The sequence below is a fragment of the Vibrio sp. Isolate33 genome, from assembly GCF_022397895.1.
Classification (GTDB): domain Bacteria; phylum Pseudomonadota; class Gammaproteobacteria; order Enterobacterales; family Vibrionaceae; genus Vibrio; species Vibrio pomeroyi.
Genome location: NZ_JAKEUP010000001.1, coordinates 697606 through 722510, shown reverse-complemented (window position 1 = coordinate 722510; position 24905 = coordinate 697606). Strand labels below are relative to the sequence as shown.

Sequence of the window (24905 nt, the reverse complement as noted above, 5' to 3'; positions counted from 1 at the left end):
AATGCGCCTCAAATAAGATTCGCTCAATGACTGGGTACCAAGGCTGTTCTTGAACATATAAGGTTTATTCTTTGGCACAAAACTTCAGCAGTTGCGCTCGATAGCTATAAATTGATGAGTGGCCTCTCGTTTTTAATCATAGAAGACAACTTCGCAAACGAAGGGTGGTAGCCTTGCCGCCCTCTTGTTCAACCTAAGGTAACGTTATGATTCCACTCAATACTTCGATTGTATCCGGTGTCGCAATTTCTGAGATCGACGGACAAACGAAAATGCTATTAATGAAGCGTGTGAAAGGCGAGTTTTGGTGCCATGTTGCAGGCTCGATTGAAGCAGGTGAAACAGGCTGGCAGGCTATTGTTCGTGAGTTTGAAGAAGAGACAAAAATTCAAGTGGAAGCCTTGTATAACGCGCAGTTTCTGGAGCAGTTTTACGAGGCGCACGTGAACGTGATTGAGCTAATCCCAGTGTTTGCAGTTGTATGTCCGCCCAACCAAGCGATTGAACTGAATGACGAACACACAGAGTACCGCTGGTGCGATTTAGAGGAAGCGAAAGCGCTCGCGCCATTCCCTAACCAGCATGCCGTCTACGATCATATTTGGTCGTATTTTGTTGATAAGCCAGTCAATCCGCTTTACCGAGTGAAACTGAACTAGCATTGGCTGTTTAACAGTTAAGACTTACCAAGATACGGGGTTAAAAAGGCGCTCACTTGCACTTGGCATAGCCCTATATCCACTTTCACTCCGTGCGACTCGAGTATCGCTACACCACGACCATTATTGCGCGGGTCAGGGTCTAGCATGGCAACGACGACGTGTTTTACACCTGCTTTGACCAATGTATTGGCGCAAGCGGGTGTTCTGCCAACAAAAGAGCAAGGCTCTAAAGTTACGTAAGCGGTAACGCCTTCCATTGTTCCATCCGTTTTGTCGTCATATCTATTCAGTGCTTCGACCTCGGCATGATTTCCACCGACCTTTTGTGTGTACCCAACCGACACCACCTTATCGTTTTTCACCAAAACACAGCCTACTGGCGGGTTTGGTTGGCAATCAGGTAGGGCTTGGCGCGAAGCTTCGAGAGCTTGCAACATGTATTGTTGGTTCATGGTCGTTACTCTGTATGACGAGAGGGCGCAGCAGTTAGTGGCGCGCGCAGTTAATGAGATGGTTAGTTACTAACTTACTAAGCTAACAAGCGGGGCATATTCGATCTGATTGGACTTCGAGTCAATGGTTTTAGCTTTGAGTTCGACTGCCAGTTAATTGGTGCCAATGACTGACTTTGGTCGATAGCTAATTTTGGTCAATCGTGTTTCCAATCCTTAACTTGGGCCAGTGAGTTAGCCAGTTTTTAGATTGTACTCGTTGGTCAAACACATCTCTGCTGCGATTGGGGTTCGGCGTGATCTTCAAATCAAATAAGCTTTCTAAACCAAAAGCTGAGATACACTCTATATCTCCATCGAGGTTTTGTTTTACGGCGATAGCGGTCTCTTTCTCTGGCCAGTAACTTATCGCATCTAATGAGCCGTGGTAAGGCTCATCTTTGTTTCTGATGTGCATGTTGGCTTGATTACGAACTTGCCAGTTGAGTTCAGGTAACCTCTCTTGAAGCTGGGCTTCGTATCGAATAGCCGATTCGTAAGAGGTATCACCGCGATCAAAGTAGATCACATCAATGTCATTGAGTGGTGTAGAGGAGTCAAAACCATGTAGGTGATCCCAGACTCGATTCCTCACAAAGCCAGCGGCGACATAACACTGCGGTAAACCCAATTGAGAGACACACTCTAATACCTGCATTCGCAAGAGATCTTGTTTGATCAATGTGATGATGCGATCGGCTAAGGGCTCTGTCATTGTGGTGTGGTCACGTCGGTGACTTGATAATGACGTGTCACGTTCTTTGAGATCTGACCCCATTCAGAAGCTTTGACGCGTTGCTGGTGGGCTTCGAACGCATCACGATTCGTGAATTCCTCGTAAACTTCAAAGCGATTAGGTTGAAGTGTGCTTTGACTGACTCGAAACACAATACAGCCAGGTTCTGACAGTGTAAGTTCTTTATGAACAACCAACGCTTGTGTGACCGCTTCTAGGTCGTTGTCAGGCACGAGAATATGCCCTTGTAGAATGACTTTACTCATTATTACGTCCATTTAATTTTGCCCATTACTCGCTTTTTCCAATAAAAGCGCCGTCCGTTACAAACATAATCCCATTTTGAGTTTGTGTCGTATAGGCTAATGTGAATAAAAAATGGTCAATATAGTTGGAATTTAGGTTACACCGTAACTTTTATTGCTGAAGGTGATAAGTTAATAGGTAGGAAAGGTAAGTTATTGGGAACTTAATCTGCGTTGGTCCGGTCTATTAAACAGGTATCATTGAACTGTATTGGTACTGAAATGAATTTGTCATCTGAGATAACTAATCTTAATTTCGAACAACGGCTCATCGGATTAAATGGAGCCATAGTTGATATCTAGGTCATACTTTGATGTAAATGGTACTTAAAACCCTATATGTTTTGTGATTTGTATCATTGATCTGGCCGTCAAACACCGTTAAATTCGAATGGTTGGCAATAAAAAATAGCTCAAGAAGAGCAGTTAAAGAAAAGGAAATATCCCTTATGAAAAAAATGAGAAGAGCACAGCTTCATCGCGTTCGTATCCAATACTGGAAAGACACGTCAAAAGAAGCTTCAAAGAAATAAGCTTTATATCTAAACCTATAAAGTTACAAAGCTGAAAGCGAAAAGGCTTTCAAACAAAACCCTCAATTGGGTATGTAAAACGCAACAAACCGATTTCAATAGCACTCTCAAGGACCTTCATCTGGTCGGCGACTAAAGAAATTATCCCCAAAGAGCTGGCAGGCATTAACAACAATGCAATTCAATGTCAGCTCATTAATACCCTCTATCGTTATACCTACTTCACTTAATTCTTACGCACCAAAATCAACTCGCATCCTCGACTATATCTTTTTCACTATTCAAGTATCTGAAACGCACTTCCCTTGAAAGAAAGCGTTAGCAAATAAAAAAGCTCCCGATTTCTCAGAAGCTTTGATTTAGATTTTGTGTGTGCGTGATGAACCTTGAGGCTCAGGCGCGATGACTCTAGCGTTGGAACAGCGTCTTCAAGCTCACATCGTCGGTTCTGTTTAACTTAAGGCTCAGCAAGTAACCGCCAATACCGAGCAGGATGTAAATACTTAGAGACAGAATCGAAACTTCTGAAAGCGCGCTGAATGGGTTGCTTGTCGTCAGTACTTTCATTGGTAGTGAAGCGATAACCGAAAAAAAGTCATTGATGCCATAGAAACCGAATAGTGCGATAGCCAACCATTTAATGGCAAAGCTAGAGACAAAGATGACAAGCAGCGGAGAGTTAACCAGTTGCGAAATCGCCAGAGTCATCGTTGCCAGTGGCAATAGAACTAACGCAACCAGCAGCATGCGACCAAAGAACACCACCCAATTACTGAGTACATAAAATAACGACTGCTGCTCAACTAACAGTGCCAATGGTTGTTCACTCGATAGGTTCAGAATCCAGAACAGAACATCAGCAAATAGAACCAATAGCGCACAGATAGCAGGGATCACCACTAATCCGAAACCTAACTTCACGGCGTGAGTCATGGCATTCGATACAGGCATACTTCTCCAAAACATCGAACTGCCTTCTTGGCGTTCTTTACGCAGTGTTTTAGGGATATAAAGCGTAGAAAGCAACAGTGAAATTAGGCCTGCGCCAAAGTAGATCACTGAATTGAGGTCTCGTGAGAAGTCTCTGTGCATGCTGCTTACGTCGCCGTTAACTTCCATTTGGAAGAAAAAGTCGTGTTGTGCTTGACCACTAAAGAACAAGCTAACGAAAAGCAAGAAACCACACAATCCGATAAACAGAGGCAGTCGAGTGTTAATTTTATGCTCGATAAGTTCTTTTTCTAGCATGTAAAAACTTGGGTGCATTATGCCTTCTCCGTCTGTGTTGCAAGGAATAGGTCCGCGAGACCAACGTTGTAGATGTTACCCAATGATTCAACCTGTTCTTTGTAATGACTTTCCAATAACCACTTAGTCGTTCCCAGCCCCGGTTGTGAGGTCAGTGGATTAAGCTTTTGGATCTCACTAGAGTGGTTGTTTGCCATATCGATAATGAAGTAGTCGTTCTCGATCTCTTCCATGCTCTTTTGCATCACACAGTGACCTTGTTTCAGAATCAACACATCCGTTAATAGGTGTTCGATCTCTGAAACTTCATGACTGGCGATGATCATCGCGCGTTCGCCGTCGTGGAACCACTCTAGAAGATGGCGATAAAAAGTATCGCGGTAGAGTAGATCTAGACCAAGCGTAGGCTCATCTAAGATCAAGACTTGAGTATCCGTTGCGATGATGATCGCAAGGTGAAGTTGAACCTTCATCCCTTTAGAAAGCTGCTTGATCGTTGAAGAGATCTTAATGTTGGTGCTGCTTAGCGTCTGTTCGGCTTTTTGTTTATTGAAGCTTGGGTGCACACCTTCTGTGTAGCGAAGCAGTTGTTTCACTGTCATCCACTCTGGCAACACGTTCACATCTGAAATGTAAGATAGGTGCTGCATGAGCTCCGCGTGCTGGTGGATAGGGTGGTAACCATTGACCTCAATCTCACCTTGATAGTTGTGCCCACCAAGCAGTGATTTGATCAGTGTCGATTTACCCGCACCATTGTGGCCAAGTAACCCAAGCACTTGCCCCGGTTTTAACTCAAAGCTGATGTTCTCGACACCCACTTGATTTGAATAGGTTTTGGTTACGTTTTTCACGGAAAGTAAAGTACTCATGACTTGTCCTTGATGTGTTGTTCTAGCTGTTTCACGAGTTCTTCGACACTCATATCAATGATGCCTAGCGTCTCAGCGATGGCTGGGATCTGTGTGTTAATGAAAGTTTTGTGTGCCGACTCTTTCAACTTTTGAAGCGCGCCTTCGGCCACATACATGCCTTGGCCGCGTTTTTTCTCTACCAAGCCTTCATCCACCAGTAACTGGTAGCTTTTCATGACAGTAAGGTGGTTGATTTTGAGATCGGCAGCAACGGCACGCACCGAAGGCAATGCTTGTTGTTCTAACCAAACACCTTGAAGAATTTGGTCACTGATCTTGGTAGCGAGCTGCCTAAAGATCGGTTGGTCGTCTTTCCATTCGGTCATAATCAAAACTGCATGGTGATATACATGTGTATAACACTAACCTTTTTATTCGAATTGGCAAGGGTTTTATAGAAATAGATAGAATATTTTTATAGTTGGATGTTCAGTAAAAACAATGTCATTATATAGCACTCCGTACTGTGGTGTTGAATTCGTATGTTGCACATTAATGACAAAAAACTGGTTTGGTTTACCAAGTATTTGCCAATAACCATCATCATCTTTTCTGCGATCATATTGAATGTGGCGATGTTCACGAGCGTAGACCACAAGGTTAAGGCGTTGGTTAATCTCATCAGAACGGATTACATTGCAGCGCAAAAGGAATCGATTGAGACCCAGGTGTTGCAGGTGTCTCAGCAAATCACGCACACCCAGCGCCTTATTGAATCTGAGACAAAAAAGAGAATCACTCGTCGCTTAGACAGAGCCTATACCGCCGCTCGAAATATCTACTCATCTAATCAACACCTGCCACAAGAAGAACTCAAGTTACTCATTCTTAATGAGATTAGAAAGCTGAGTTATGCCAAGGAAAAGGGCTATATCTATGCTTATGACATGCAAGGTAATGTGTTAGTCCATCCACTGTATCCTGAACTTGAAAACACAAACCAGTTGGAAGAGACCGACATCCGTGGCGTGCCTGTCATTAAAGAGCAAATCGACCTTCTGAAAGCGACTGATGGGGCTTATTCTCGTTATTTTGCTCCTCGTCCGGGGTTTGATGGGCAGGATTTTGAAAAGCCTCATCTCGGCAGCGACCATTTTGAAAAACTCAGTTATATCCGCCGATTTGAGCCGTTTGATTGGTATTTCGGTACAGGTGTTTCGATTGAAGATGTTAAGCGCACGAGCTACCAACGAATCCTTGAGATCCTGTCGACAGTGACGATTGGCGATAATGGGTATTTATTTGTTTTTGAGAAGAACGGCAACAGTTTGCTTCATGCGAACCAGATTTATGCCGGGCGAGAGCTTAATGTGTATGACCTCATTGGAGATGACTTCAAACAAGATGTTCTGGCTCAAGCTGAGACAGGCGGGTTTGTCGACTACATGGCGGAAGATAAACAGGGCGTGATAGGCCCAAAGAGTAGCTATGTACAGAATGTAGGCGAGTGGGATTGGATTGTCGGGACGGGTATTTACCTGAATAACGTCAATGCCTCGATAGAGAAGCGAAAGGATGAGTTATTAGCTGAGTCTCGCAACGAATTCGGGCTCGTTCTCGTCATGAGCGTACTCGTTTCCCTAGCGTGCATTTTTATCAGCGCTCTGGTTGGCCGAAGGATCTCGATACGCTTTGCTCAAATGGAACAGCGAATTTCCGATGACTTCAATCGAATCCAAAATAGCCGCCGCCGTCTTCAACATATGGCAAGACACGACTCCTTAACCGCTCTCCCAAACCGCTCAGAACTCGAACTGCAAGTCAGCCGAGCTATTGCGCATTCAAAGCTTGAAGGCAAACTGGTGGCGTTAGTGTTTGTTGATTTAGATAACTTCAAACGCATCAATGACCAATATGGTCACGCGAGCGGAGATGAATTGCTGAAACAGATAGGTCAGCGCTTCGAGCGTATCTTGGGGCCTAACGATATCGTGTCACGCTTCGGAGGCGATGAGTTTGTTTTCTGTCTGCCGGGCATTCATGACCTCGTGGAAGCGGAAAACAAAGTCAAACAAATCCAAGGTGTGTTCGAGCCATCGTTTGATCTGCATGGTTCTTCTGTTTCTGCGCAATGTTCTGCGGGCGTATCTATGTATCCTTATGATGGAACAGAGGTGGAAGAGTTGCTAACCAAAGCCGATATTGTGTTGTATAAGGCGAAGGAGCTGAACAAAGGCGATGCGGTTTTCTATGACGATGTGATCAATCAGAAAGTGAAGTATGACTTTTCGATTGAAGAACAGTTAGAAACAGCCTTAGACAAGGGCGAGTTCAGTGTGCTGTATCAACCTCAAGTGGATTCTCATACCGAGCAACTAAAAGGGGTAGAGGCGCTGTGTCGTTGGCACAATAGTGTGCTTGGTTTTGTGTCTCCGCTGGATTTCATTCCGGCAGCAGAACGAGTCGGTAAGATTCACGAGATTGGTGAGTTTGTGTTAAGAAAAGCGTGTGTAGACACCTTAAGCTTAATGCCAAACGGACCAGAAGCAGTATGTGTTTCTGTGAACGTGTCACCTAAACAAGTCTTTGAACTTGGCTTCGATGACAAGGTGATTAGTCTCGTTGAAGAAGTGGGCATCGACCCTTGTCGAGTCACTCTCGAACTGACAGAAAACATCCTCATTAAAGATCTGCACATTGTTGAGCCGATACTGAGAAGGCTTCGTGAGTATGGGTTTGGTATCTCGCTCGATGATTTTGGAACGGGCTTTTCATCACTGAATTACCTCAATACGTTGCCGATCACCGAGATCAAGATCGATCGCTCTTTCATTGGCAAGCTCAACTCCAGCCAACACAGCGAAACCTTGGTTAAAGCGATCATTGATATTGGTGCGTCTTGCCAAATGAAAGTCGTCGCGGAAGGGGTCGAGACCCCAGAGCAGATGGCGAAGTTGCAGCAATACCATTGTGACTTATTACAAGGTTACTACTTCGATAAGCCACTCTCTGCTCAAGGGTTAGTTGATGCCTATTTTCCTGTGAGCTCTGAAAGTCTTGCGTTAAGTAACGCCTAATCCAATTGATGCCTTAGCGTTCACAGGTGCTTTGCTAGGATTAAGCGCTCAAAGTGATTAGCTTGTCGTGCCTTGAGGTCGGCTATATAGGTAACCTTGATGCAGGTTGTAGCCCAACTGACACAAGATATATTGCTGCCTGCGCGTTTCGACACCCTCGTAAATCATCGTAATGTTGGATAAGCGTCCAATCTCTGAGATGTTAAGCAAGACACCTTGATGGTGCTCACCTGATTCGATGTCTTTAACAAAACAACGATCCAGCTTTAGATAGGTTGGCGAGATAATACCGATGATCTCGATGTTGTTATTACCTGTCCCAAAGTCATCCAATGCGATGGTGATCCCCAGCTTTTTGATTGCCTTGATGTTGTCTATCACCTCACATCCATAACCAATGTTTGAGTATTCAGTTATCTCAACCACAAATTCATTCGCTTCCATCGCATCCAAATGCACTTTGAGCTTTGAAAAGTTATTCCCGACTAAAGCACTTGGGCAGACGTTGACACCGTAGATCTCATGGCTGTTGTTCAACTTGGCGTTTTTGACCGTTTCGACAAGTAAAATCGTATGAAATGTCAGTAGGTTGGTGCGTCTCATGGTGTTGATGAAGCTCAAAACCCCGACATTGCGCACCCTAGATAATAGCTCGTAGTACAAAACGGTGTTGTCTTCTGTGTTGATGATTGGCTCTTCTTCAAACGAGATGTGTTTCCAGCGATACAGGTAAATAAAGAAACCTAAAATATATGAGCGATAAAGTAGGGTGGCGAGCAGCAGTGAGAGTGCAACCCACAGTGCCACGATATCGTCACTGTAGAAAGTGATCGAGGCACCGCTCGGTAGCTCAGAAGTATAAATCGGCTGACTGTTATCGCCGAGGTTGAGAATGTAGTAGCCATTCTTTTGTATAGAGACCGAATCAACCAACAGAGGCAACAGTGAGTTTCTGTAACGCGCCTCAATAGAACCTTTGGAAATTCGAACCGTCAGATCGATATCATTTTCAGGGTCACTGAAACGCGAATAAGTGAAGTCACCACTGTCGTAGAAGTCATCAATCTTATCGAGTTCCACATACTGTGAGCGGCTTTTGGATATATAGCACGAGCCATGAGGGGTGGTCATGACGACCGAATCGAGGTTGAGTGAGTGCCTTAATGAATGCACCGCTCCAGGGCTGTCACAGCCGTAATCCATTACCTCTTCTGCAATATGTTTGGTGTTCCCACTGTATTCATCTGCAATTTTCGTTGTATAAAGGATTTGGAAAAAGTAGACAACGAACAAGAAGAATGACGTCGCGGTGAACACGGTTATCAAAGCCCTGATCAACTCCTTGTGATAGGTGTTGAACATCAGCTTGAGCATCTCTACCTGACTGGGTTTGAACTGGTTGATGTTGTCTTTGGGCGCTATGCGGTTTTCTGAGCTCTTATCGAGATCAATAAAATAGCCAACCTTATAAAGGTTAGAAATGAGTTCACTATTATTATCAACCTCGGCTTCTTCACATAAGTTTCGATATTTCTTTCTTATAGACGCGATAATATTCTTTAATGCGTACAAACTGAACTCTTCATCAAAATGCGATTTAAAAGACTCTTCAACATCTCTAGCGGATTGAGGGTTAGAAATTGAAGCATTCTCAATTAAATATTTGAAGACAAAACTCTCTTTACTATTAAGAGTTTCCTCTGATATCTTATTACTGTCTCTTTTGATATATATTTTTTCTTCATTATAGATTAGTTGCAAGCTCTCATTATTGTTATTTATATTGAAAGAACAGTGCATAGTTCAACTCCTAAGCGATAGTTATTATATTTGTGTGATTGATATGTGATGGCTGGGATTGTCATTCAACCCAAGAGTCCGTTCTAAATAACATAACTAAAATGTCACCATTTCCTCTTAAGATGTTGATACTAATCGCAGAATCTGGGCTGTAATGAAAGGTTATAGAGATGTTCACCCAAAACTTGAATTTATAAATGAAAGCCGATGTTTTACAAGAGACAAGGGGGATTTATCCATTTGTTTTGGTATTTATCCATTTGTAAGCCGCTATATCAGCAGTTTTAACCATAACTTTAGTGATTGCTAATGTAGTTGCGCGTGGTATTTGTGGTGGTTATTGATGGGGCTGATTTATCAGGTTTTTTCAGGATAAAATTTAATTATAAGGAAGTAGGTAATATTAATATCATTTAATTGAGGCATTATATTTCTTTATTTAATGAGATTTCTAATTGACACTAATATCAGTAGTGGTTTTGTCGGGGTTTTATGAATAGGCTTTATCAATTAATGTAATGTTATTAAAATCTTGCTTTTTAATTTTAACTAAGAAGGGTGTAACTCAAAGCGTTAGGTCGATTGAACTGTGACGTTGATTCCATGATTAAGCTGTTTTTGGTTAGGTTTGTGCTCTATTTTGTTGAAAGATATTTCAATTTTATATGAGTGAGGTTTTTATAATGCCTGTGTCACTGGAGAAACCTTACTATATTAACGACTTGTTTCAATAAACATTCTTTTTGAGTGACTTATAACCAGAAAGCAAGAGTGGCTTTTGATTAATTAATACGCACTATCAAACATAGTTCTAAGTAAGTCGGTTTTGTTTTATTTACAGCGCTGAAAAAGCCCCTAATTAGACGGGCTAATAGGAGCTCTCGGCAGCTTTCTTTTGAAGACTTTCTTGCGACGCCTTTTGTTTTAAACGTTCCTTTGGCAGCTTTTCTTTCTACCGCTTTTTTGACAAAGAACGTAAGGCTAAAGACTAAACGCCAAAGAGGCTAGAAGTTGAAGCTGGCGGTAACACGCACCACATCTTCTTCAAATGGTGTTGTGCCTCCAGAACCATCTGGCACCATTGCAGAATCGTTGATCTTACCGTAATCCACCGTTAGGCCTATCATGCGCCAGTTCACTGTTGTACCGATTGAGCCATAGACGTTATCGATATTGAGGCCGTTAAGTGAAGCATCGTCAAACTCCACATCTGCATTTAGGTAGTTGATACCAATTTTAGGGATGATATCGAACTCGGCGATTTCAAACTTATAACCGATGTTGGAGTAAAGGCCCCATGCATCTTGTGAGTTTGGTTCAGGCAGATCTACTGCTTCTGTTCCCAATGAGAAACCACCACCGACCACGATATTGTTCGACAACTCTCTACTGTAGCCGAAGGTTGCCAGTTCTTGATTGCCGATGAAAGTGACACCAGCTTCGATAGAGTTATCGCGGTCTTTTGCGAATGCAGACAATGGGATACATACCGTTGCGATAACGATGGCTGGTAAAACGAAGGTTTTCTTTTTCATGATTCTCTTTCTCATTTTGTCAGGATGGAAAAAGTCTACGCAATAATGAGGCTCAAATATGAGTCGCGGCACAGTCAAGAATGAGCTGAAAAAGAACTGACATTAGGCGGATAAAACTCACCTAAATATGGAGATCAAGGTAAGGTTTTATGGTTGGGCAGTGAGCGGTAGATGTCGTTTAACATGCACCGTCAAGAACGACGATTTGCGGTTCTTTTTCCGGTTGATAGAGTACCTGGCAAAAATCACCAACAGGTGAATAGGTGTAACTCTCCGTATCAAAAGAGATAGCAGCGACTCTTTCTGCATTGCTGCCTTCCTCGACTTCTTTGTTGTTTACGTAGAGTTCAGCTTGGTCAATATTCAGCAGACGTCTTAAGGAATCGACGTAAGCGATTGGGTAACCATGACAGACGTAGTAGGTTTCAATTTCAGTCTTTTCAACGTAGTCACATTCTCCCTCCACACCAGCAATCGCAGATTTCGCATAGATCATGTCGATGCCCGTGCAAAGCTTGCCAGCCACATCGTGTATTTTGCTCGCGCGAGCGCTGCCCTGAATATCTAAGAATTTGACCATGGCCGTGGCAGAAACCACCGCTAAGATCAGTACAGCGACGATAAGTTCTAAGAGAGTGAAGCCGTTTTGTCTGCTCATATTTACCAATGAATGAATCTGATTAAGTGACGGTTTGAGGGTAATCGAAATGCTAAAACCATTACAGAGAGTAGGTGTAAGTACAAGCTGATGGTCTAATTCGACATTATGATTAAATCATTAATTAACAAAGAGTTATGTGTGTATCTTTGTTGTTTTGCGTAATGTAAGCCTACGTAAGCGTTCACATTGGTGCTATTACCTTGTTTATTAATCATTCAAAGCTCTAACTTGTTGATAAAAATAACTTTATTAATCGACTTATCGAACGAATAAAAATTGGCTTTCGACTTCGTTTGACGGGATTGGCTTGCTAAACAAATACCCTTGAAGGTATTGGTATCCACAGTCGATTAAGAAGTCTTTTTGTGTTTCGGTCTCGACGCCTTCTGCCACCACTTTGAGCCCCAACTTGTCGCAAATTGCGTGGGTCGCTTGGACAATCGCTTTGCTTCCTTTGTGCGAACCGTGAACAAAGCTTTTATCGAGTTTTACGGTGCTAATTGGTAAGTCGTGCAGCATAGAGAGGGAAGAGTAGCCAGTGCCAAAATCATCAAGGTGGAGTTCAACGCCTAATTTGGAGATGTCGCTTAATGCTTGTCTTACTTCACCGTGTTTGAAAATCATCGAAGACTCAGTGATTTCAAGTGCAATGTTTTGCGGTTGGATATTGTAGAAGTTAAGCATCGCAGACAGCTGCTCAGCAAAGGTTGCGTGCATTTGAATGCTCGAGATGTTGATGCTCATCATCAGCTCGCTATCAAACTCTCGATGCCATATTGATAGCTGTTTCAGTGCTGAATTGAGCACCCATTTTCCGAGTGGCACTATCTGCCCAGTTTCTTCCGCCAAGGTGATGAATTCATCAGGGCCAATGTTACCGAGCTCTTTGTCTGACCATCGAAGTAGCGCTTCAAAGCCCTTCACCTTGTCACTGTTGGTATTCATGATCGGCTGATAATGCAGATCGAGATCTTCGTTTTCTAGGGCTTGGGTTAATCGATGGCGGATTTCTACTTTTCGGTGAAGCGTTTGTGCTAAATCTGGCGTGAAGGTTTGGAAGCGGTTTCGACCATTGGCTTTAGCAATATGCATCGCCATCCCCGCTTGTTTGAGCAATGATTCTTGATCCACGGCATTATCGGGGAAATGTGCAGTACCAATGCTGCAACCGACTGAGAGCGTACCAATACCTCTGATATGAAAACTTCGGTTTAAGGCATCGATAATTCGGGTGCAAAGCAGTGGGATATTTTGATTTCGGCAGGTGTGGGCAATCACTATGAACTCATCACCACCGAATCGACCAATCATGCAGGTCTCGTCAACGAGTTGCTTCAGACGTTCGCCCACTTGTTTGAGCAGTTGGTCACCCACACTGTGCCCGTAGGTGTCATTAACCAGTTTGAAGCCATCAAGATCAACGAACATCAACTCAAAGGGAGAGCGATAGGCAATACTGGTTTCCAAGAGGTTGGTGATTCCACGGCGATTGTATAGCTCGGTTAAACAGTCGTGCTCTGCATTGTATCTGGCCTTGATCAGCTTCTCTTTCTGTTTGGTGGTACAAGTCAGGTTTAACAGCAGTTCACTCTTATCAAATAGCCATTTTCCCTGCACATCAAAGTGGTGGGCTTTATCACCAATATGGCAGCTGACTTCTTCTAAAATCTCTCGCCCTTTGCGTGCAGAGAACAACCAGTGGGCTGCAATTTCTTCACTTGAAACAAAGTCGGAGAGGGTGGAAAACGGTGCGCCATAGTTCTGGAAAAACGCTGAGTTAGCACTTACTACCGCTCCCGATCTATCAAATAGAAGGGAGAGGTTCGAACCGTCCGAGCAAGCGAGGTCGTGCTTTAGGCTCCCTTCCTCCGCGACGACTTGTACCAACATGCCGGTTCGTCCGTCTGGCAGTGGGATCCCAGAAAACAAACACAGTGCTCGTTTAGCTATATACTTGGGCGTGAAGTTCCACCAAGTTTTGATGCTTTGATTTCGGAGAAACTGCCTTTGGTACTCTTCAAGTGTTGCTTCTATCGCTTTGGACATCTCGACACTGAAATCACGTGACGTCAGCTCAAACAGAGATTCAGACTCCCAGAGAGGTAGAGCACTGCTGTTTGCCCAAGTTATTCTCTTATTATCAATGTCATATATCCAAATAGGACATTGGAGATACTCGAAGGGCTGATAACTTGTCATCATATTGAACTCGGCACACGGATATTTGGGTCGAACGAAGCCCACTGAACTCATGCCGTCAGTAGGCTGTTTGTCTTTATATTTATTTTTAATTTCAACTTTTACAGGTTCAGTGAGCGGATGATTTTCGTCACTTTACCTTGCGGCGTGGTCTCGATGACATAGCCTTTTTTGTCATCAAATATCTCACCATCAATCAACTGCCATCCATTCGGTTGTTTTGTGATCTCTTTAGGAAAATCTTTGTCGAACATCGAATAATTTGGATAAACCGTTTCGATGGCTTCGAACAACAGCTGAGCCTCATCTTGGTTAGTGACCACGAAGTTTTCCTTAAGACACATGGTTAACTCTGGCAATGGTTGGGTTGTGTAAGGTTCTGTCACCGTACCCAATACACCGTTGTGCGAGTAAAAGAGGTATGAACCACTGCTGCTCTCGTTGCCGTCTGGCGACTTGATTGAAGGCGTGGCGCTGTAGAATTCACAGCTAAAAACCATCTTCTGAATAATGCTGCTTTGTGGTGTTACCTGAATGTCTATCCAAGCACTGACTTGTTCCTGAATCTTGTTCACTGTGTCATGTTTATTGGTGTCAGCAATAAGCGGTGTTGAAACTAAAGCAGTGGTTGTAAGTAACAGTGAAAGCGATTTATTCATCTTAAAGAGGGCCCTGTGTCCAAGTGGTGGTTGTCTAATAACGAGTTAATTCATTGGTTGGGTGAATGTTACTTTAGGAACTTACGGCTTAACAGGATTTGTGGCGTGCTCAATAATGGAAAACACTGGCTTATTAAATAAGTAATCGATTTCTTTTGATTTAAGACTCAGTGAGTTGGTTTATTAGCCTGCTTGGTTGTTACTTTATAGTGTTATTCACTGATATGAGCTGAGTGTGCGGATAGTTGATTTGATCGGAATTTGTAAACGCCTTAAATGTAAGTGCGCGTAAGAAAATAAAGCAAATGTAAGCGAGCGATAAGCGGACAAAACACGTCAACTCCTCCCTCAGTTTGCAGCACCCTTTATGCTACAGCCTTTGTAAAGAAAGGCTCAGTGGTTGCTGAATTCCGTATTTTGTAAACGTGCATGTACAAAAGTGATTACTATGTTTTGCGTACGGTAAAGTTAAGGCTCTAATAACAACATTGATGATATATGACCAGTATATATACTGCCCTCGCTTTTAATAAATACTGGTGATAGGAATGTCAAAAACCAAAGTGCTCATTGTTGAAGATGACCAAGAGATAGCTCGTTTAACTACGCTTTACCTCGAAGCTGAAGGCTACAGTGTTAGCGTTGTTCATGAAGGGAATTTGGCACTTGAAGCGATCCGAAGTATTGAACCTGATTTAGTGCTGTTGGACTTGATGCTTCCAGGCATGAGCGGCGCGCAGATCTGCCGTCAGGCTCGTGAGTTTTACAATGGCATGATCTTAGTGCTAACAGCTTCTGCCGATGAAATGAGTGAGGTCAGCTTATTCAAGTTTGGTGCGGATGATTATGTTGCCAAACCGATTCGTGGCCATGCCTTATTAGCTCGAATTGAAGCGTTATTGCGTCGAGCGGCGCCTGTTGCAAAAGCGCAAGAAACCGCGGCTGAAAAGCAGTGCGATATTGTCATCAATAGTGCGGCTCAAAGTGCCACCTTGTATGGGCAAAACCTCAAACTTACCTCTGCTGAGTTTGAAATATTAAACCTCCTTGTGAATAACATCTGTCAGGTAGTGACACGAGACCAGTGTTGTCAGCTATTCCGAGGGATCGATTACGCGTTTAACGACCGCTCGATTGACATGCGTGTTTCTGGTTTACGCCGCAAGCTGCGCATTCACGCAAAAGATAAACAGCTGATCCGCACAGTTCGCAACAAGGGGTACATGCTGGTTGCGTAAGTTCATTACTGCGAAACTGCGCTCGGTTTCGATGTTTGCTCGTTTGTACCTTGGGATTGTGACGGGAATGTCGGCAACGATATTTTTGTTTTTGAACCTTGGTGAAGGGCACATGCGAAGAACCGAGATTGAAACCTTCCTCAACGACGGTATTTACTTTGCTGAGCAGTACACTCGCCAACATAACCAAGAAAACTCACTCTATAAAGAACTCGATAGAACAGGCTACCAACAATTTTATATCTTCAATTTACGCCTGTTGGAGAATTGGTCGGGCGAAGCGCCTTGCCAACGATGTGAGTTATACACCACCTTGAATGGTGTGCCGATTTATCTGAGTGACAACAATCTTTATTCGGCAGTTTTTCAGTTGCCTAATTCTCGATTTAGCTTTGCATTCAGTGAGGTAGGGGATTTCTTCTCTCCCGAAATTGAATGGTATGAGGATTCAGAAAGACACTTCCTAATAGGGTTGTTACTGGCTGTCATTGTGGCGATTGGAGCAAGTGTTTACTTACCTGTGAGGCGTTTTCAAGAAAGAATAGAGCTGTTAGTCGAGAAGCAAAAACAGTTCGGTAAAGGCAAGCTCAGTACCCGTTCGGAATTGGACGAGATTCACCCTGTCTCTGATTTGGCTAGCAGTTTTAACTTCATGGCTGAAGAGATCGAGAGCAAGGTGAAACAGAGTCATATCTTTGCTCAAGCAATTCCACACGAAGTGCGTACGCCGTTGAGTCGCATTCAGTTGGCGACTGATATTTTAAGAAGGGGAGCACCAGAACATCATCAAGCGCTTTTTGATGACATTGACACTTACATTGAGGATATCAACGACCTCACATCTGAAATTATCATGCTGTCGAAACTGAACGTTATGGATAACTCCTTCTTTGAACTGGTAAAAGTGAGAGCTAGCCTGCTTGAGTATTGTCTTGATAGGATTCGCTATTCGCAGTTGGATAACGTGACCTTCGATTCTAAAGTTCAGCAAGAGAGCACGATAAAATGTGATTGCTCAATGGCGCGCTTAGTGTTTGATAACATTCTTAAGAATGCAGGCAATTACACACAAGACAAAGTGTGGATGACGCTGGATGAGAACTCAGAAAACTGGCTGGTGGTGATTGAAGATAATGGTTCTGGGATCCCGGAAGAGCGACGTGATGAAGTGTTTCTTCCGTTTTCTCGTTTAGATTCGAGTCGAACATCGGCAACGGGTGGGTTAGGGTTAGGTCTTGCGATTGCTCTATCTGCGGCTAAAAAGCTCTCTTGGGACATTAAAATTGATGACAGTAACCATGGCGGAGCAAAGTTCAGTATCGTAATTCCTAAGACCGTATAACTGGGCGCTTTGAGAGTCGCCTAAGCTCCAGGTTCCAGATTCTAGATTCTAGGTTTTAGATTCTAAGTTCTATGCTCTAGGTTTAGCTTCGTAAAACAACAAAGCCACGGTCGAATACCGTGGCTTTTTAATATGCTCATTTACCAAGAAGTAAGCGCTTAGGAGGTAATGCTAAGAGCGGTGGAGCCCGTAAATCGCATGGTCAACGATGCGACCATTTAAGTTCTCATTACGCGTGATGATGCCTTCTAAGGTGAAATGTAAGCGCTCACAAACCTTGCGACTGCTTTGGTTGCCCGTTGCGGCTGATATCTCGACCTTTTCCATATCTAACTCATTGAAAGCAATATCAATCAGCTTCGCGACCACGCGGGTAACAATCCCCTTTCCTTGATACGTTTCAGATAGCCAATAGCCTATCGTGACTTTTTGCTTATTGTGGTCAATGGTGTTGAAGCTACAGTTACCGACGATATTATCTTTATACACAATTGCACAGGTCATGCTTTGGCCTTCTGCGTAATCGTGCAGCGAGCGTTGGATGAAGATCCTAAAATCCTGCTCGGTTTTGCAATGCGGTGGCCACACAAGCCATTGGCTTAGGTATTCATTCTGGCTTTGTGAGATCTCTGCGTAATGAGCAGCGAAACTCTCTTCAACCAATGCAATGGATAGTTCGTTATCAATAACTGTTTTAAACATGTCTTTCCTTTTCTTATGGCTGCTGATTTTAGTGAATCTTAGTCGGCAGGATATAATGTCGCATGATTTTTAATATGCAACCATTTGTAGCACGTAATTTTCGTGATACGTTAGATCTATCACGAAACTCATTAAACCTTACAATAGTTGTGTATATAATCATTAAGTATGCATTAGTATTGGCGGCCTAAATATATAAAAACTATAAAAAATCTAGGCTTAATTAATGAATCAACATTGCCAGGACGTGACCGTAGACCTAAGGAAGGCTCTATTCGGTATTGCTAAGGCGCTTGATAACGTCGGTTTCGAAAGCAAAAATCATGGACAGAGGGTGGGTTACATCGCGTATCGATGTGCTCTGAGTGTGGGATGGGAAGAAGAACAAGCGCAACTTGCGTTCTCATTGGGGTTAATTCACGACTGTGGTGTGTCGCAAATTGATGAGCAGCGTAGTTTGGTTTCAGGGTTCATTCCTGACTCGAGTGACCACCATTGTCAAAAGGGCTACCAAATTCTAAAAGAGTGCCCGGTTCTTTCTATATTCGCTAAGCCAGTGCTTTATCATCACACCCCTTGGGTTGAGTTAAAGGCTATTCATATTAGCGAGTTGGAAAAAGAGCTAGCAGCCATCGTGATGTTGGCCGATAGGGTCGACTACTTGTATGGCATCACTTCTTCAGATCGTTATGGAAACCTCACACCCGATGGCAAAGCGAGCATCATTGAACGCTTAACTGAACAAGCGGATGAGATGTTCGAATCCAACCTTGTGCAACACATGTGTGAGTTGGTCGATTTGGATGACTTTTGGTTCTCGATGGAGATCCCTTATATTGAAAATATGAGGGATAACTTTGAACCTGTGCCGTTCTTCTCCCAACAAATGTCGTTGGATGAGACGGTCGCCTTCGCTGAGTTTATTGCCAATGTTGTGGATACCAAAAGCTCGTTTACCTTTAAGCACTCGCTGAAGGTAGGGCAGCTCTCTGAATACCTTGCCAAGCAGATGGGTTATTCGTACACCACTCAGCGTAAACTCTATTTAGCGGGCTTGGTTCATGATATCGGTAAACTGCAAACCCCTAACGATATTCTGCATAAGCCGGGTTTACTTACTGAAGAAGAGTATTGTTGTATTAAGCGCCATGCTACGGACACTCGATTCGCTCTGCAGGAGCTATTCAGTTCTCCTCAGGTTTGCCAGTGGGCATCTAATCACCATGAAAGGTTAGATGGCTCTGGCTATCCAATGGGTAAAACGGCAGAAGAGTTGGATCAACCGAGTCGAATCGTTGCGGTGGTCGATGTATTCCAAGCGTTGACTCAGTCTCGCCCTTATCGTGCAGGTATGACGTTAGAGCAGACGATGGCTATTCTGACTGACCACGTTGATAACTTTAAGCTGGATAGAGAAGTGTTTGAGTGTCTTAAAAAACATGCGCAATACTGCTTTGAGTTATCGACAGATAAAAGAATGTACGCGTTTTAGTGCCAGTGAGTCTTTTAGATGTGATTCCCTAAATCACGCGCGATGAAAAATGACTTAATTCCAGAAACATAAAAGCGATAGCCGAGGCTATCGCTTTTTTAATGGGGGTCTTATCAGGATCTTTGAGCGAGATTAGTAGCGCTTTAAGATCTCGATGATCGCTTGCTCAGTTTTCGCTGCGATAATGGCATCAATGTCATCATCATTTTGGAACAACTCTGATAGCGCCATAATCGTATGGATGTGGCTATCTGAGTCCATCGCCGCCAGAGTAATTGAAAGATAAACGTCACCGTTGTCTTCCGACTCTAAATCAACACCCTTTTTGAATACTGTCACCTGAAGAGATGCTTCGTTCACACCATCTTCAGGACGAGCATGAGGCATGGCAATCTTTGGTGCTAGAACATAGTACGCGCCGATGTCCTTGTGCTTTTGCTTGATAGCTTCAACATAGCTTGCTTCAATTTTGTTGCTCGCTAGCAGTGTTGAACATGTCACATCAATCGCTGCATCAACCGTTAGGTTCTCTTCAGAGTTGATGATAACGCCTTGGTTACCAATTAAATCGAATAGGCTCATGAAACAATCCACCCTAGAATCAGACCAACTACACCGAAGTCGAAGTCAGCAAATGTTGTTGCTTCAAGACCAAGGCCACCCAGAACTGGAAGTAGTAGCATTGGTAGGAAAGAGATACATAGGCCTTGAGTGAATGAACCTAGAACCGCACCACGTAGACCGCCGGTTGCGTTACCGTAAACGCCTGCTGCACCACCTACGAAGAAGTGAGGAACAACGCCCGCTACAATGATTGTCCAGCCAAGAGCACCTTGAACTGCCATTGCTAGTAGGCCAGCAGCGAAAGAACAAAGGAAGCCGATAAGTACCGCGTTTGGCGCTACAGGGAATACCATTGGGCAGTCTAGAGCAGGTTTCGCACCCGGTACTAGCTTGTCAGAGATACCTTTAAATGCAGGAACGATTTCAGCAATCAGCATCTTCACACCTTGCAGTACGATGTAAACACCGCCGGCAAACACAAGAGACTGCATGAAAGTGAACACTACCCAATTTTGACCATTTGAAACGGTTTCAACAAAGTCACCGCCAGCAACAATAGAAGCAAACATGAAGAAGATTGCCATTGTTGTTGCTACTGCTACAGGCGTATCACGTAGGAACATTAGACTCTTTGGTACGTTGATGTCTTCTGTTGATTTAGACGTATCACCGAACTTGCTACCAATGTAACCAGAAACCAAGTATGAGAATGTTGAGAAGTGACCCATCGCCAGTTGATCGGTACCCATCACTTTCTCTGTGTATTTTTGAGCAAGTGCAGGCATGATAACCATCAATGAACCCACAATGATCGAGCCAATCGCAACTAGAGCCGTGCCTTGAATGTTCGCTGTAGACAGGATTACTGCTACTAGCATAGACATGAACATTGTGTGGTGACCCGTTAAGAAAATATATTTTAAAGGTGTTAAACGAGCCAATAAAATATTCACAACGAATGCGAAGAACATAATAAGTGCCATTTCATAGCCGAATGCTTCTTGTGCTAGTGCCACAATTGCTTCGTTATTTGGAATAACACCACTTACGCCGAATGCTTCAGTAAATACAACAGAGAAGTTATTTAGAGCGCCAACAAGAGCACCTGCACCAAAACCTAAAATTAGGAAACCCATTACGGTTTTAATGGTGCCTTTAAGAATGGTAGAAATATCGGCTTTCTGAGCAACTAGGCCAATGAAAGCAATTAAACCTACCATGATCGCTGGCTCTTTTAATAAGCCGAGCATGAACTCGAAAAAGTTTTGCATAATTTTGACCTTACATGAAAGTTTTTAGTTGTTCTTCGATTGATGCTTTGTCAAAAATATTTTTAAGGCTGATGATGTTCTCTTTACCAGCGTCTTTTAGTTGGTTTGCAACATCTGTCGCTGCTACCCAAATGTCGGCATTGCTTGATGCTGCTGATGATAGATCTTCGTGATCAACTTCTGCTTCAAAACCAATTTTCTTAGCGACTTCTTTCACTGCCATTTCCATCATTAGAGAAGTACCAAGGCCGTTACCGCAAACTACAAGAATCTTTTTCATAATATTTGTCTCAATTGGATTTTAGGGGTTGAGAAACTTCGTTCTCTTATTGTGTGAGAGCATAGTAATGGAAATACTCAGATTTCAATAAGATCTCCATCACAAAGCTAAAATGAGATTGTGATGGAGATCTCGTTAATTTGCAGTAAAGATCTAGAGTGAGACTTTGATCAAATTTAACTTTTCACTCGAATATGCAACGTATTTTATTGAGAAGGAAGGCTTAATTAATTTTGACGCTAGGGTATAAATATTTAGAGGCTTTATTGCAGATAATGAGTAATTAATCGTATCGACCGTAGTCAGTAAGCATTTTCTTAAGCATGCTATTAACGTCTTTGGTCTTTTTGTTTCTTTTCGTTAACTGACTAAGCGAAGTCGGTTTTGGCGCGGCAACATTTTCACTGTCGACGTCTTCAGTTTTATCTTTCATTTTTTGTACTGCAGGCAATAGCATTCTAATTTCTTCATTATTAGCATTGGTCAGTACAACAATATTTTCAGATTCAACTTGAGTAATGGTTAATATTCCGTGTTTAACAGACTCAACCTTTTCACCAATCATAATTGACTCAGGTGCAACCGAACGATCGGTAAGTTGACCTGTACGTAATTTCGCTGCACTGATAGCGCGGATATTTCCGGTGTTTTCAAACGCGACAATAACAGTGTAGGTATTATAATATTCAACTACTGTCACATAGCCGTGTCTATTTGTTTTGAATCTAGCTCCATTGTTCATGTCGTGCGGAGCTTCCATTTTCTTCACGTGTTTCCTCTCTTAGTCTCAATGGCTGTTATATCTAATCAGCTCTATTAGTATTTTGTAGATATTATTTGGTGAGATACCTACAAAGTATATACGCATCTAAAGTTAAGATGAATCTTCAAGTCATGGGAAATGAGGTAGAGCACAGAAAACTGCTAATAATCACACAGAATTAACCGAGAGGTTACGCTCATACGCTTAAGGACTTAACATTCGAAATTCAACCTTATACAGATTGTTTACAGTTTTTGAAGCACGAAAACGACGACAAACAATACGTTTTGTTTAATCCTTGACCGCGCGATCGTTTGCGTTAAAAAATGTGATGAAAGTCTCACTTAACTGTTTATACTTCTCTTCCGGTTTTAAGCCGGTGCTTAGCCAATACAAGCCGTCACATGGATATGTGAATGACCCCATGGACCGGACCAGCTACGTTCCACTGCTTGTATAAGGTGATTTTTTACATGAACAACTCGTTGTTACAGTCGCTAACTCTGTTAGATCCTTCATCGCGTAGCGTTTTGCTTGCGGTTCTTTGTCCTGTTCCTTTGATGTCATTTGCTTGGCTCATGTTCACTCTATAAGGATTACTAGGACACATTATGAATATTCTATTTGGTTTTGTCGGTGTTATTGCACTGATTGCTTGCGCGTACCTGCTATCTGAAAGTCGTTCTTCGATTAACTGGAAAACGGTCTCTCGTGCTCTATTACTTCAGATTGGCTTTGCTGCTCTAGTATTGTATTTCCCATGGGGACAGTTGGCGTTAACAAGCCTAAGTAATGGCGTTTCTAGCCTACTTGGTTTTGCAGACGCTGGTATCGCTTTCCTTTTCGGTGACCTTGCTACTGAAGGCTTCATTTTCGCGGTTCGCGTACTTCCAATCATTATCTTCTTCAGTGCTTTGATCTCTGCGCTTTATTACTTAGGTATCATGCAGAAAGTGATTCAAATCTTGGGCGGAGCGGTGCAAAAACTGCTTGGTACAAGTAAAGCTGAATCTCTTGTTGCGACAGGTAATATCTTCCTTTCTCAGGGTGAGTCTCCTCTTCTTATTCGTCCTTTTTTAAAGTCTATGACTCGTTCTGAACTGTTTGCTGTAATGGCCGGTGGTATGGCGTCGGTAGCAGGCAGTGTGCTTGGTGGTTATGCTGGTTTAGGTGTTGAACTTAAATACCTGATTGCCGCAAGCTTCATGGCTGCACCGGGTAGCCTGTTAATGGCGAAGATCATTGTTCCTGAGCGCAGCACACCAAGTGACTACGACCATATCGAACTAGATAAAGCAGACCAAAGCAACGTGATTGATGCATTGGCAAGTGGCGCAATGAACGGTATGAAAGTCGCTGTGGCGGTAGGTACTATGTTGATTGCATTCGTGAGTGTGATTGCGATGGTGAACACGGGCCTAGAAAGTTTAGGTGAGACGTTCGGTTTTGCGGGTATTACGCTGCAAGCTATCTTCGGTTACCTGTTCTCACCACTAGCGTGGCTGATTGGTATCCCGAGTGATGAAGTATTGATGGCGGGCTCTTACATCGGTCAGAAGATCGTAATGAACGAGTTTGTTGCTTTCATCGACTTTGTTGAGAACAAAGCACTGTTATCTGAACACAGCCAAGTGATTGTGACATTTGCTCTATGTGGCTTTGCTAACATCGGATCTATCGCGATTCAGCTGGGTTCTATCGGTGTGATGGCGCCAGAGCGTCGTGCTGAAGTTGCTAACCTAGGTTTGAAAGCAGTAGCTGCTGGTACGCTAGCAAACCTAATGAGTGCATGTTTAGCGGGTATCTTCATCCTGCTTTAAGCTAGATTTAGAAAGAACAGCTAGATTCAGTAGAAACGGGCACCTTACTTACGGAGTTTACGTAAGAAGGGTGTCCGTTTTTTCATGCCTGCTCGTTAAGTTCATTCGGACTTAGTCATCACTCTTATCGCTTCTATTGCGTTTCAGGCTCACTCGGAAGAGTAATAGAGCAAGCCTGTTTTATCCGATATACTTGAATATCATTAGGTTGCGATTAGTAACGTTCGGCTTCGATTAAGAACAATCGGTTTTCACCAGAACAAAAGCAACCAAGTCTAATAAATCAAAGGTCTTCCCATGAACATGCGCGTTCTCATTGGTCTTATCACCGCCTTTATCGGCTTGTTTGCGATGGTTTATCTTATTGCTGGTGGTACTCAGTTTCCTATCTCTCAGTGGCCGCAAGAGGCTTATCTCGGCTTGGTGTTTAGCGTCGTGTGGGGCACTGGCGTAGCAGCATCGGTGGCGTACTTCTTCTCGGCATTGGTGTTTGTGACTATTGCTGTGGTTTGTTATGCGATTGGTTATAAGATCGGTGGACTCTTCTCAAGCAAGTCAGAGGCGTAAATCAGAAGTTTAAACGTACGCTCTATGCATTTTCTCTAGGGTTAACGTTCCTCTTAACCCTCCCTTAACCCCCAGCTCGTTATCTTGTCTCCATTCTTACAGGAGA

At 43.2% G+C, this 24905-nt stretch carries 23 protein-coding genes; 7 read left to right on the top strand and 16 right to left on the bottom strand.

Annotated elements, in window-relative coordinates; all coding sequences use genetic code 11:
- Positions 1–206 precede the first annotated feature (206 nt).
- Positions 207–659: an NUDIX domain-containing protein gene (locus L1D37_RS03010; RefSeq protein ID WP_176680009.1), complete on the top strand. Its 453-nt coding sequence runs from the start codon at positions 207–209 to the stop codon at positions 657–659.
- A 17-nt stretch (positions 660–676) separates the two neighbouring features.
- Here L1D37_RS03010 and L1D37_RS03005 read toward each other — a convergent pair whose 3' ends face one another.
- The 6 genes from L1D37_RS03005 to L1D37_RS02980 all read right to left on the bottom strand — a co-directional run bounded on the left by L1D37_RS03005 (position 677) and on the right by L1D37_RS02980 (position 5215).
- Positions 677–1114, bottom strand: a complete 438-nt coding sequence (locus tag L1D37_RS03005; protein ID WP_176680008.1) for a bifunctional diaminohydroxyphosphoribosylaminopyrimidine deaminase/5-amino-6-(5-phosphoribosylamino)uracil reductase RibD — start codon at positions 1112–1114, stop codon at positions 677–679.
- Between the two features lie 187 nt (positions 1115–1301).
- Positions 1302–1868 carry a nucleotidyltransferase family protein gene (locus L1D37_RS03000; RefSeq protein WP_239846822.1) on the bottom strand — a complete coding sequence of 189 codons (567 nt, stop codon included), beginning with the start codon at positions 1866–1868 and terminating at the stop codon, positions 1302–1304.
- Positions 1865–2155 carry an antibiotic biosynthesis monooxygenase gene (locus L1D37_RS02995; protein ID WP_239831146.1) on the bottom strand — a complete coding sequence of 97 codons (291 nt, stop codon included), beginning with the start codon at positions 2153–2155 and terminating at the stop codon, positions 1865–1867. The genes L1D37_RS03000 and L1D37_RS02995 overlap by 4 nt, the downstream gene beginning before the upstream one ends.
- A 980-nt stretch (positions 2156–3135) precedes the next feature.
- A complete protein-coding gene (locus L1D37_RS02990) occupies positions 3136–3993 on the bottom strand; it encodes a hypothetical protein (protein WP_215403675.1) in 858 nt (285 codons plus the stop codon).
- Positions 3993–4847, bottom strand: a complete 855-nt coding sequence (locus L1D37_RS02985; protein WP_239846821.1) for an ABC transporter ATP-binding protein — start codon at positions 4845–4847, stop codon at positions 3993–3995. The genes L1D37_RS02990 and L1D37_RS02985 overlap by 1 nt, the downstream gene beginning before the upstream one ends.
- Positions 4844–5215 (bottom strand): GntR family transcriptional regulator, encoded by a 372-nt coding sequence (locus tag L1D37_RS02980; RefSeq protein ID WP_239846820.1) that lies wholly within the window; start codon positions 5213–5215, stop codon positions 4844–4846. Before L1D37_RS02980 ends, L1D37_RS02985 begins: the two co-directional genes overlap by 4 nt.
- Before the next feature lie 156 nt (positions 5216–5371).
- Between L1D37_RS02980 and L1D37_RS02975 the strand changes: the two genes are divergently transcribed.
- A complete protein-coding gene (locus L1D37_RS02975) occupies positions 5372–7906 on the top strand; it encodes an EAL domain-containing protein (protein WP_239846819.1) in 2535 nt (844 codons plus the stop codon).
- Between the two features lie 57 nt (positions 7907–7963).
- Here L1D37_RS02975 and L1D37_RS02970 read toward each other — a convergent pair whose 3' ends face one another.
- From L1D37_RS02970 to L1D37_RS02950, 5 genes are all read right to left on the bottom strand, one after another.
- Positions 7964–9706: an EAL domain-containing protein gene (locus L1D37_RS02970; protein WP_239846818.1), complete on the bottom strand. Its 1743-nt coding sequence runs from the start codon at positions 9704–9706 to the stop codon at positions 7964–7966.
- A 1004-nt stretch (positions 9707–10710) separates the two neighbouring features.
- Positions 10711–11241: a hypothetical protein gene (locus tag L1D37_RS02965; protein WP_239846817.1), complete on the bottom strand. Its 531-nt coding sequence runs from the start codon at positions 11239–11241 to the stop codon at positions 10711–10713.
- A 178-nt stretch (positions 11242–11419) separates the two neighbouring features.
- Positions 11420–11899 carry a type II secretion system protein gene (locus tag L1D37_RS02960; protein ID WP_239846816.1) on the bottom strand — a complete coding sequence of 160 codons (480 nt, stop codon included), beginning with the start codon at positions 11897–11899 and terminating at the stop codon, positions 11420–11422.
- A 261-nt stretch (positions 11900–12160) separates the two neighbouring features.
- Entirely contained in the window at positions 12161–14155 is a 1995-nt protein-coding gene (locus L1D37_RS02955) for an EAL domain-containing protein (RefSeq protein WP_239846815.1), read from the bottom strand.
- A 47-nt stretch (positions 14156–14202) separates the two neighbouring features.
- Complete coding sequence (locus L1D37_RS02950; RefSeq protein ID WP_239846814.1) at positions 14203–14760, bottom strand: hypothetical protein; 558 nt, start codon at positions 14758–14760, stop codon at positions 14203–14205.
- A 548-nt stretch (positions 14761–15308) separates the two neighbouring features.
- On the opposite strand from L1D37_RS02950, the gene L1D37_RS02945 reads away from it, so the two are divergent.
- Both L1D37_RS02945 and L1D37_RS02940 read left to right on the top strand, forming a co-directional pair.
- The gene (locus L1D37_RS02945) at positions 15309–15998 is read left to right on the top strand and encodes a response regulator transcription factor (protein WP_239846813.1); all 690 of its coding nucleotides are present in this window, start codon (positions 15309–15311) and stop codon (positions 15996–15998) included.
- Positions 15991–17340: a HAMP domain-containing sensor histidine kinase gene (locus L1D37_RS02940; protein WP_176679996.1), complete on the top strand. Its 1350-nt coding sequence runs from the start codon at positions 15991–15993 to the stop codon at positions 17338–17340. Before L1D37_RS02945 ends, L1D37_RS02940 begins: the two co-directional genes overlap by 8 nt.
- 171 nt (positions 17341–17511) lie before the next feature.
- Here L1D37_RS02940 and L1D37_RS02935 read toward each other — a convergent pair whose 3' ends face one another.
- Positions 17512–18042, bottom strand: a complete 531-nt coding sequence (locus L1D37_RS02935) for a GNAT family protein (protein WP_239846812.1) — start codon at positions 18040–18042, stop codon at positions 17512–17514.
- Positions 18043–18268: 226 nt separating this feature from the next.
- Here L1D37_RS02935 and L1D37_RS02930 point away from each other — a divergent pair, with 226 nt between their 5' ends.
- The gene (locus L1D37_RS02930; protein WP_239846811.1) at positions 18269–19534 is read left to right on the top strand and encodes an HD domain-containing phosphohydrolase; all 1266 of its coding nucleotides are present in this window, start codon (positions 18269–18271) and stop codon (positions 19532–19534) included.
- A gap of 132 nt (positions 19535–19666) precedes the next feature.
- On the opposite strand, the gene L1D37_RS02925 is transcribed toward L1D37_RS02930, so the two are convergent.
- From L1D37_RS02925 to L1D37_RS02910, 4 genes are all read right to left on the bottom strand, one after another.
- Positions 19667–20116: a PTS sugar transporter subunit IIA gene (locus L1D37_RS02925; protein WP_239846810.1), complete on the bottom strand. Its 450-nt coding sequence runs from the start codon at positions 20114–20116 to the stop codon at positions 19667–19669.
- Positions 20113–21369: a PTS ascorbate transporter subunit IIC gene (locus L1D37_RS02920; RefSeq protein ID WP_017630886.1), complete on the bottom strand. Its 1257-nt coding sequence runs from the start codon at positions 21367–21369 to the stop codon at positions 20113–20115. The genes L1D37_RS02925 and L1D37_RS02920 overlap by 4 nt, the downstream gene beginning before the upstream one ends.
- 10 nt (positions 21370–21379) lie before the next feature.
- Complete coding sequence (locus tag L1D37_RS02915; protein WP_017064872.1) at positions 21380–21649, bottom strand: PTS sugar transporter subunit IIB; 270 nt, start codon at positions 21647–21649, stop codon at positions 21380–21382.
- 283 nt (positions 21650–21932) lie between these two features.
- Positions 21933–22409, bottom strand: a complete 477-nt coding sequence (locus L1D37_RS02910) for a hypothetical protein (RefSeq protein ID WP_017630885.1) — start codon at positions 22407–22409, stop codon at positions 21933–21935.
- A 614-nt stretch (positions 22410–23023) separates the two neighbouring features.
- Between L1D37_RS02910 and L1D37_RS02905 the strand changes: the two genes are divergently transcribed.
- A complete protein-coding gene (locus L1D37_RS02905) occupies positions 23024–24232 on the top strand; it encodes a NupC/NupG family nucleoside CNT transporter (protein WP_146492737.1) in 1209 nt (402 codons plus the stop codon).
- Positions 24233–24529: 297 nt separating this feature from the next.
- Positions 24530–24799: a hypothetical protein gene (locus tag L1D37_RS02900; protein WP_055319859.1), complete on the top strand. Its 270-nt coding sequence runs from the start codon at positions 24530–24532 to the stop codon at positions 24797–24799.
- The last annotated feature ends 106 nt before the right edge of the window (positions 24800–24905 follow it).

Coding starts and splice junctions, on each gene's coding strand:
- L1D37_RS02975 (WP_239846819.1), top strand. CDS start 5,372: ATGTTGCACATTAATGACAAAAAACTGGTTTGGTTTACCAAGTATTTG.
- L1D37_RS02930 (WP_239846811.1), top strand. CDS start 18,269: ATGAATCAACATTGCCAGGACGTGACCGTAGACCTAAGGAAGGCTCTA.
- L1D37_RS02980 (WP_239846820.1), bottom strand. CDS start 5,215: ATGACCGAATGGAAAGACGACCAACCGATCTTTAGGCAGCTCGCTACC.
- L1D37_RS02965 (WP_239846817.1), bottom strand. CDS start 11,241: ATGAAAAAGAAAACCTTCGTTTTACCAGCCATCGTTATCGCAACGGTA.
- L1D37_RS02910 (WP_017630885.1), bottom strand. CDS start 22,409: ATGGAAGCTCCGCACGACATGAACAATGGAGCTAGATTCAAAACAAAT.
- L1D37_RS02990 (WP_215403675.1), bottom strand. CDS start 3,993: ATGCACCCAAGTTTTTACATGCTAGAAAAAGAACTTATCGAGCATAAA.
- L1D37_RS02950 (WP_239846814.1), bottom strand. CDS start 14,760: ATGAATAAATCGCTTTCACTGTTACTTACAACCACTGCTTTAGTTTCA.
- L1D37_RS02995 (WP_239831146.1), bottom strand. CDS start 2,155: ATGAGTAAAGTCATTCTACAAGGGCATATTCTCGTGCCTGACAACGAC.
- L1D37_RS02985 (WP_239846821.1), bottom strand. CDS start 4,847: ATGAGTACTTTACTTTCCGTGAAAAACGTAACCAAAACCTATTCAAAT.
- L1D37_RS02960 (WP_239846816.1), bottom strand. CDS start 11,899: ATGAGCAGACAAAACGGCTTCACTCTCTTAGAACTTATCGTCGCTGTA.
- L1D37_RS03005 (WP_176680008.1), bottom strand. CDS start 1,114: ATGAACCAACAATACATGTTGCAAGCTCTCGAAGCTTCGCGCCAAGCC.
- L1D37_RS02970 (WP_239846818.1), bottom strand. CDS start 9,706: ATGCACTGTTCTTTCAATATAAATAACAATAATGAGAGCTTGCAACTA.
- L1D37_RS02915 (WP_017064872.1), bottom strand. CDS start 21,649: ATGAAAAAGATTCTTGTAGTTTGCGGTAACGGCCTTGGTACTTCTCTA.
- L1D37_RS03000 (WP_239846822.1), bottom strand. CDS start 1,868: ATGACAGAGCCCTTAGCCGATCGCATCATCACATTGATCAAACAAGAT.
- L1D37_RS02925 (WP_239846810.1), bottom strand. CDS start 20,116: ATGAGCCTATTCGATTTAATTGGTAACCAAGGCGTTATCATCAACTCT.
- L1D37_RS02920 (WP_017630886.1), bottom strand. CDS start 21,369: ATGCAAAACTTTTTCGAGTTCATGCTCGGCTTATTAAAAGAGCCAGCG.
- L1D37_RS02905 (WP_146492737.1), top strand. CDS start 23,024: ATGAATATTCTATTTGGTTTTGTCGGTGTTATTGCACTGATTGCTTGC.
- L1D37_RS02900 (WP_055319859.1), top strand. CDS start 24,530: ATGAACATGCGCGTTCTCATTGGTCTTATCACCGCCTTTATCGGCTTG.
- L1D37_RS02945 (WP_239846813.1), top strand. CDS start 15,309: ATGTCAAAAACCAAAGTGCTCATTGTTGAAGATGACCAAGAGATAGCT.
- L1D37_RS02955 (WP_239846815.1), bottom strand. CDS start 14,155: ATGAGTTCAGTGGGCTTCGTTCGACCCAAATATCCGTGTGCCGAGTTC.
- L1D37_RS03010 (WP_176680009.1), top strand. CDS start 207: ATGATTCCACTCAATACTTCGATTGTATCCGGTGTCGCAATTTCTGAG.
- L1D37_RS02935 (WP_239846812.1), bottom strand. CDS start 18,042: ATGTTTAAAACAGTTATTGATAACGAACTATCCATTGCATTGGTTGAA.